Origin of the sequence: Nodularia sp. LEGE 04288, from assembly GCF_963896525.1 — a bacterium.
Classification (GTDB): domain Bacteria; phylum Cyanobacteriota; class Cyanobacteriia; order Cyanobacteriales; family Nostocaceae; genus Nodularia.
This window is the reverse complement of record NZ_CAWQOY010000074.1, coordinates 1-2,227: the sequence shown is the minus strand read 5'-3', so window position 1 is coordinate 2,227 and position 2,227 is coordinate 1. Positions and strand designations below refer to the sequence as shown.

Sequence of the window (2,227 nt, the reverse complement as noted above, 5' to 3'; positions counted from 1 at the left end):
GGTTTGAGTCGATGGGGAGTATTATCTCCCGCACCTCTCATTTAGATCCGTGCGTGCAACTTTCACTGCACACGGCTCCCGATGTTCTTAGCTTGCGCTTTTGCTCATGTGCTTGTAATCGTGGCAACTCTCGTGAATTGCTTCAAGATTATTTTTCTTCCAGTTGGCGTGATTTCCGTCGATGTGATGCAGATGAATCCGTTCTTCATCGATAAATTTCAGACCGCAGGAAGCACATTTATGGTTTTGCTTCTTGAGAGCAATAGGGGTTTCGCCGTTGTAGAGCTTGCTGTTACGTTCGCTCCAGTAGGCTGTATCTCCGTCATAGGGGGATTTTGTTCCTTTGACAGAAATGTGTTTGTTTTCGGAGTAGGAAACTGCTGGAAATGCCTTGTCTAGTAATTTCTTGCTAGAGTGACGGTTTTGTTTGGTTTCCTTGTTGAATACCTTGTAAGCTCTTGTTTCGATGTGGTACAGGGAATTCCTGGAGCCGTCCATCTTGCAAAACTTATGGTAATTTCTCCAACCTCTAACTACCGGGGCTAATTTCTTAGCCTTTGTGGTAGCACCATAATTCGAGTTGTTGACGATGTGTTTTACTTTCTTGCGAAAAGCTTTGAAGTTGTCCATTGAAGGAATACTTCTAAACTTTCCGTTTTTCTGGACTTTGAAGTTCCAGCCGAGGAAATCAAACCCATCTGTCGCGGCGGTAACTTTGGTTTTCTTTTGGCTTACTTTCATTCCGCGTTTGCGGAGGAACTCGCTGATTCTTTCAAGTATCTCTGTCGCATCATCTTCGGGTCGGAGTATAATAACCATGTCATCCGCATATCGGATTGATGGTTCTATGATTGACTTATTTGGGGTCTTGTCGTGTACCTTACTACCTAGTTTGTAGTTGTAGTGGTATCTGTGTATACTCTCAATCCCGTTGAGTGCTATATTTGCTAGTAATGGGCTGACCACTCCCCCTTGTGGGGTTCCTTGTTCAGGAAATTCTGGATTTACCCCTGCCTTGAGGCATCGGAAAATACCGATTTTTAAGCCTTTGGGGGATATGAGTTCATCCATTATTGCTGAGTGGTTAATCCTGTCGAAGCACTTTTCAATATCGAGTTCGATTACTCGTTTTTCTATTCCATTGACCTTGGAGTTAAGGTTTAAGTAGATGTACTTTTGTGCATCATGGGCGGAACGCCCAGTTCTGAACCCGTAACTTCTGGCGTGGAAAGTGGCTTCGTGTGCTGGTTCGAGTGCGTATTTTGCTAGGCATTGCCAAGCCCTATCAGCGATGGTCGGTATTTTAAGCATTCTGGTAGTCCCGTCCTTCTTGGGGATAGGGATTTCCCGTAGTCCTTGATGCTTCCAATTTCCACTATTCATTTTCAGTAGTTCTTCAAGGTTGAAGCGTTCTTCAAATGAGAGGGATTTCTTCCCATCAATACCAGCCGTCTTTTTACCAGCATTTAGCTGAGATACTTGTCTTATTGCAAGAAATCGAGCCGAGGTTGATTTAAGAATAAGCTTTTGAAGTAACCTAGCTTTCCGCTTGTCTCCAACTTGAACCGCTTTGTACACGCGCTTTTGAAGGCGGAAAAGGTTACGGCGGAATTTCTTCCACGGTAAAGCTCTCCAAGATTCACTAGTATGTCTACTGTGTCTAATCATTTTCTCTTCTAGAGTTTGCGTATTCTGAACACCTCAGACCAATTACGGTCTGTCCTACCCGACTTGTAAGAGTTCCGCTTCTCGTCTAGCCTACTTGGGGAACGAAAGCCCCAGGACTCACAAATCGTTTTTATTCGTTCCCTCGGAGAGATTGATTGTTCCGTTAGATGTAGCCACTTCAGCTACTGGATTCCCTAGACTCTTACCGCTATTCTTGGTATATGCGGCGGGAATTAGCTCCAGTGAGGTCAGGGTTTTTATATTGCGCCCTTGCCTTGCAATAAGCTGCTTTTCTAGGCTCTGTTTCATCATGGGAACTCCCTGTTAGCACCAGTGTCAACTCGCAATAGTCGTCTGATTGTGCCCTGTTCCCAGCTTCACTCTACAAGAAACGAGCTTGTTCGGTGTGGGCAGGTAAGGAGTCAATTCTGAGTCTGAATGGCAGGATTTACACCTGCATCTGACCGAGAGTTCAGCCTTTAGTGACAGTAATCTGCTGTCGGGCTGGCTTAGTTATGTACGGGCTGGATACCGAGATTCACTAAGCAACGAATCGCAC

At 45.0% G+C, this 2,227-nt stretch carries 1 protein-coding gene; it reads right to left on the bottom strand.

The genetic code is table 11. From position 1 onward, the window contains the following. Positions 1-87 precede the first annotated feature (87 nt). Complete coding sequence (locus AACX33_RS05320) at positions 88-1,668, bottom strand: group II intron reverse transcriptase/maturase (RefSeq protein WP_194003902.1); 1,581 nt, start codon at positions 1,666-1,668, stop codon at positions 88-90. Positions 1,669-2,227: the final 559 nt, after the last annotated feature.